Raw genomic sequence first — 5,785 nt, forward strand, 5'->3', positions numbered from 1 at the left:
TCTTTTTTTATTTATTTATGTCTTCTAAAAGTTTATCAATATGTTTGCCATAAACTAAAGATTGATCATATTTAAAAATTAAATTAGGAATTTTTTTAATATTTCTGATTTTTTTAGCTAATTCCATACGAATTTCTTTTTTATGTTCTTCTAAAACTTCAGCCGCTAAAGCCACAGTTTCTTTGTCATCTTTTAAAAGAGTATAATAAATATTACTAAAGGATAAATCTTTAGTTAAATCAACATCAGTGACATTAATATACCCTATTTTATCGTTTATAACTATTTGATTAATTATAAAAACTATTTCTTTGTGAATTAAATTCGCTGTTCTTTCATTTTCAATACTCATATTATTTACACTACCTTCTCCATTTTAGAGGATTCTATTATATCATCAACTTGAAAAGCGTTGAAATTATCTAAAACAATACCACATTCATGGCCTTGTTTGGCGCTATTGATATTATTTTTTAAATGTTTTAAAGAAGTTATTTTGCCTTCGTAAATCACTTCCTTATTACGGATCACTTTCGCTAAAGAATTGTTAAAAATAGTTCCACTAGTAACATAACAACCCGCAACATGACCGATAGAACTTATATAAAATATTTTTCTAACTTCAGCTTGACCCATCATTTTTTCTTCAAAAACAGGTTTGATTAATTTTTTCAATTCAATTTCAATATCTTCCATCATTTTATAAAGAATTTGATAAGTTTTAATTTCTACTTTCGAATCTTGAGCAAACTTAAGCAAATCATTATTTAAAGGATTATTGAAATTGATTAATAAAGCTTCAAAAGTTTTGGCTAAATTAATATCATTAATAGTTACCATCCCTACAGAAGTTTTAATAAAATTAATTTTCACTTCTTCGGTAGACATTTGTCCTAAAGCTTTTCGAATCGCTTCAATGCTTCCTTGAGTATCAGTTTTTAAAATGATGTTTAAAGTTTTAGTTTTGTTTTCGTCTTCTAATTCAAAAACATTATCATTGTAAGTTGCTGTTTCATCTAAAAGAGCGTATTTTTTTTCTTTCGCTAAATGTTGTCTTTCGTCTGCTATGCGTTTCGCGACTTTTTCATTCTCAACTAACATAAAATGATCGCCAGCTTGAGGCACTTGTTTTAAACCAGAAACTACTACTGGTTGCGAAGGAACCGCTTGTTTAAAACTTTTCTTTAAATCGTCTTCTATAGAGCGTATTTTACCATAAGTTTCACCGACAACAACCACATCACCGATTTTTAAAATTCCGTTAGTGAGAATTAAAGTAGCTAAAGGTCCTTTATTTTTGACCAAACTAGCTTCTAAAACCGTTCCTTCGGCTTTTTTTGTTAAATCAGTTTGAATGTTTTTAATATCACTCATTAACAAAATCATTTCTAATAAGTTGTTTAAACCTTGTTTTTTAAGAGCCGACATTTCAATATAAGGAGTATTGCCTCCCCATTCTTCAGGTAATAAGCCATAATTGGATAATTCAGTCATAATGTTTTCTTTTTTATTGTTCAATTTATCAATTTTATTAATAACAACAATGATGTCCACATTAGCCGCTTTTGCATGTTCTACAGATTCAATAGTTTGTGGTTTGACTCCGTCATCGCAAGCTACCACTAAAACACAAATATCAGTGACTTTAGCCCCTCTAGAACGCATTTGTGAAAAAGCTTCATGACCTGGACTATCGATAAAAGTTATTTTATTATTATTATAACTAATTTCATAAGCTCCGATATGTTGAGTAATCCCCCCAAATTCTTGGTCTACTACACGAGTTTGTCTGATAGAGTCTAATAAAGTTGTTTTACCATGGTCCACATGTCCCATAATAGTCACAATAGGAACTCTTTTAGTCAATTTAGTGTTCTCTTTTTTAGATTTACCTTTTTTTTGATCTGGATCAACTTGAGGAGAATAAATGATTTTAAGGTTTAATTCTAATCCCAAAAGTTCAATAGTTTCTCGATCTAAGGTTTGATTAATATTAGTTTTAACACCCATTTCTAATATTTTTTTAATTAAAAAAATATTAGAAACTTGTAAGTGTTTAGCTAAATCTTGAACTGTGTGTTTAGGATTGAAAACATAACTTGTTACTCCAATAGTTTCGTTATCAGTCGTTTTTTCTTCTTTTGGATTTTTTTCTAAATTCATATTTTTCTGTTCTCCTTTGAATAGCATTTTTCTTCTCTTATCAATTTAACAAATCCCAAAGTTGTTTATAAATCTTTTCATCAACAAAAGATTTTAATTTTTTATCTAAAAGTTTTTTTTGTTGAATTAACAAAAGATTTTCATTATTTAAAATAAAATAAGCACCTCTTCCGGGCAGTTTTTGTTCCAAATCAAGAGAAATAACACCTTGATTGGAAATCGCTACACGAATCAACTCTTTTTTGGGTTTTTTTTGACGACTAACGATACAAGTTCTTAAAATATTTTTAGGTAAGAATACTTTTTTCACCATAATGATTAAATCATTCTACTTCTTCTTGTTGAGATAAAGTTTGAATGTTAATATTCCATTTAGTCACCTGAGCGGCTAATTTAACGTTTTTGCCTAATTTACCAATTACTAAAGAGACTTGATCGTCAGCAACCACAACAGACGCTGTTTTATTTTTTTCGTTAATAGCGGTAATTTTAAGAATTTGAGCCGGTTGAAGAGAGTTAGTTATCAATTCTATCGGATCAGAACTCCATTGAAATAAATCAATCTTTTCGCCCTTTAAAATGTTAACCACACTTTTTATTCTACTTCCGCCTTCGCCGATGCAAGAACCAATAGGGTCTACTTTAGGATCAGTAGAAATTAAGCCTATTTTAATTCTGTCTGATGGTATGCGCGCTATTCCCATAATTTTAACGATGCCTTCTTGCACTTCTGGAACAAATTCTTTTAATAATTCAACAGCAAAATTAACATGGACTCTACTAACGAAAATTTTAGGCATTTTAGTAGTATTTTGAACTTCTACGGCAAAAACTGAAATTCTTTCACCAATACGAAAATTATCATTAAGAAGGGTTTCTTTTTTAGATAATAAAGTATTGATTTCTTTTTCTAATTCTAAAGTGTAGAAATGATTATTTTCCGCTATCACTTTACCGCTGATTAATTTTTTTTCATAATTTTTAAAAAAATTATAAATGGTTTCTCTTTTTTGTTTGATCAATTCTTCGTTAAATTTATTTTTAAAATCTTTACTAGCATAAAAATTAAAATCTTTCGGATCAACTTCAATTTCGATAATATCTCCTACTTGTGCGTCTTCTTTTAATTTTTGCGCCTCCTCTAAATCAAGGAAACTATATTCGTTAGCATTTAGCGTTTCTTCGTCGTTAGGATCAATTACTAAATATTGTTTATATAAGAAAATTTCATCATATTCTGGAGTAATTTCTGTACGACAACTTTTAACTTGGTAATTTTTTTTACAACCAGAAACTAAACCCTTTTCAAAAGATTGAATAGTCTGTTCACGAGTTAGTTCGTATTCTTGAGATAATTGATCTATATTATTTAAAAATTCTTTATTTTTCAAAAAAAACCTCCTTTTTTCTGAAATATTTTCCTTTGTAAATGAGAATAAAATTAAAAAAGTGATTATATAAAATAACCACTTAACAAGAAATATTATATATAATCTAAATTTTAACAATTTATTACTAACTAATTATAGTGTATCATTTATTATATTAAAAAAACATAAAAAAATGAATTATTTATCAAAAATAACTCATTTGCTCGGCCGAACCTTCAATAAAAGCAATTTTTATTGTATTTTTTTATTATGGTGTGGATAATGAGATTCGAACTCACACGAGAAAAATTCTCACATGTCCCTCAAACATGCGCGTATACCATTTCGCCATATCCACACAAAAAAATAATAAAAATTAATTTATTATTTTTATTCTAAAATGAAAATATAAGGAAGCATTGCGTCGTCATTTTCTATTTTTTCAACTTCTAAAAAAGGATATTTATCTGTTAAAAAACCTTCTATTTGGTCTAAATGTTCTTGAGAAACTTTTTTATAATCATAAAAAATAGTTAAAAATTTATTGTCTGAATTAACCATTTTTTTTAATAAATATTTTGTTAATGTGTTTAAATCCAAATGATTATAAAGAATTTTTTCTTCTAAAATGGCTAAATAATTATCTTTATTATTTTTTAAAGATTCTAATATTTCCGCAAAATGTTCTTCATTAATATTTAATGAATCTGTAGGAAATTGATTAGATTTTTTTAAATGGACTACTTCGCCAATTTTATTTTTTTTAATGTTTTGTCGCATATTCGCTAAATTATCTTTTAAAGAAGCTGTTTCATCAAAAGATAAAAGTGCACTGTAACTTTCAGCTATGTTTTGCGTTTCTACTAAATTAACCTTTAAATCAGAAAAAGCTTTTAAAGCTTTTTGTGCCGCTAATTTATTTTTTTCACCGTTAGTTAAAACGATAACATGAGAAGGTTTTAATTGTTTAAAAATTTTGTTAAATTCTTTGGAAGAAACTGTTTTATTAGATTTATCGGATTTATTAATGATATAATTAACATTCATATCTGAAAAAATATTTTTGATTTCTTCGTTAGAAACAACCGATATTAAAGAATAACTTAATTGAGAAGCGTTATCGGCGTTTTTTTGTTTCACAACGTTTTCGTTTTGTTCTTTCATGTTATCAACTTTACATCTTTTTAAAGTTCCGTACTGTAATAAATTAGTTAAAACATCGCCAGGAATATTAGTATGAATATGTATTTTAACTAAATTATTATTTTCTAATAAAATCAAAGAATCGCCAATCTCTAATAATTCTTTTCTTTTATTTTCTAAAATAAAACCACTTTTAGGTCTTAATTGAACGATATATTCTGTACAATACATGTATTTTAGATTTTCTCCTACGACATGTTCGATATTATCAAAAGAATGAGCACCTTCGTCGAATGAATCATATGTTTCCAATATTAATTCATCGTTTTCTAATATTTTTAACATACCTTCTAAAATGCAAACAAAACCAGCTCCACCACTATCAACAACATTAAATTTTTTTAAAACGGGTAGCAAATCGGTTGTTTTGTTTAAAGAAATTTTAGCATGTTTAATCATATATTTTAAAACATCTTTTAAAACTTTAAAACTCTTTTTCTTATGAGTCGCTTCGATAGATTCACGTAAAACAGTTAAAATAGTGCCTTCAACTGGTTTCATAACCGCTTCATAAGCTTTTTTATAACCATTCACAAAAGAGTCGATAAATTGAGAAATATCAATCGTATCTTTTTGAAAAACGTTAATTTGTTCGAAAATACCTGAAAAAAACTGAGATAAAATAACTCCCGAATTTCCTTTAGAACTCATCAATAAAGCGTCAGATAAAACTTTAGACATTTTCACGATAGAGGGATCGTCAACAAGTTTTAGTTTTTCTATTCCTTCTGCCATAGTCATTTGCATATTAGTCCCTGTATCTCCATCTGGAACAGGAAAAACATTTAAATTGTTTATTTTTTTATAATTATTTTTTAAATTAATAGCGCCATTAATTACCATTTTTTTAAATAAAATACCATCTATAATTTTGTGATCTGTCATTATTTTAATCCTTTTTTACAATTAATATGTTTATTAGTGATAATAATTATTTTTGGTTTTAAATTTATAAAATGTTTTTTATGATTAGTTGATCTATAATATTTATATAAAACTTTTAGAAATGATTATAGTTAATCTCTTTATAATCCATACCTGTGTAATCA

At 26.9% G+C, this 5,785-nt stretch carries 5 protein-coding genes and 1 tRNA gene; all 6 read right to left on the bottom strand.

Annotated features, from left to right (window positions below; translation table 11 throughout):
* Positions 1 to 7 precede the first annotated feature (7 nt).
* Positions 8 to 352, bottom strand: coding sequence for a 30S ribosome-binding factor RbfA (rbfA, locus tag RI01_RS01810; RefSeq protein WP_017192953.1), 345 nt, complete (start codon positions 350 to 352; stop codon positions 8 to 10).
* Positions 353 to 357: 5 nt separating this feature from the next.
* A complete protein-coding gene (gene infB, locus RI01_RS01815; protein WP_017192954.1) occupies positions 358 to 2,163 on the bottom strand; it encodes a translation initiation factor IF-2 in 1,806 nt (601 codons plus the stop codon).
* Between the two features lie 40 nt (positions 2,164 to 2,203).
* Positions 2,204 to 2,476: a YlxR family protein gene (locus tag RI01_RS01820; protein ID WP_017192955.1), complete on the bottom strand. Its 273-nt coding sequence runs from the start codon at positions 2,474 to 2,476 to the stop codon at positions 2,204 to 2,206.
* 10 nt (positions 2,477 to 2,486) lie between these two features.
* On the bottom strand, positions 2,487 to 3,554 hold the full coding sequence (nusA, locus tag RI01_RS01825) for a transcription termination factor NusA (protein ID WP_017192956.1): 1,068 nt from the start codon (positions 3,552 to 3,554) through the stop codon (positions 2,487 to 2,489).
* 250 nt (positions 3,555 to 3,804) lie between these two features.
* Positions 3,805 to 3,891: transfer RNA gene (locus tag RI01_RS01830), tRNA-Leu, on the bottom strand.
* 32 nt (positions 3,892 to 3,923) lie between these two features.
* Positions 3,924 to 5,621: a DAK2 domain-containing protein gene (locus tag RI01_RS01835; RefSeq protein ID WP_017192957.1), complete on the bottom strand. Its 1,698-nt coding sequence runs from the start codon at positions 5,619 to 5,621 to the stop codon at positions 3,924 to 3,926.
* Between the last annotated feature and the right edge of the window lie 164 nt (positions 5,622 to 5,785).

It is taken from the genome of Italian clover phyllody phytoplasma str. MA1, from assembly GCF_000300695.1.
Taxonomy (GTDB): Bacteria; Bacillota_I; Bacilli_A; order Acholeplasmatales; family Acholeplasmataceae; genus Phytoplasma.

What these genes read in the sequence shown, in the direction of transcription:
- RI01_RS01820 (WP_017192955.1), bottom strand. Translation starts at nt 2,476, where the DNA reads ATGGTGAAAAAAGTATTCTTACCTAAAAATATTTTAAGAACTTGTATC.
- infB (WP_017192954.1), bottom strand. Translation starts at nt 2,163, where the DNA reads ATGAATTTAGAAAAAAATCCAAAAGAAGAAAAAACGACTGATAACGAA.
- RI01_RS01835 (WP_017192957.1), bottom strand. Translation starts at nt 5,621, where the DNA reads ATGACAGATCACAAAATTATAGATGGTATTTTATTTAAAAAAATGGTA.
- rbfA (WP_017192953.1), bottom strand. Translation starts at nt 352, where the DNA reads ATGAGTATTGAAAATGAAAGAACAGCGAATTTAATTCACAAAGAAATA.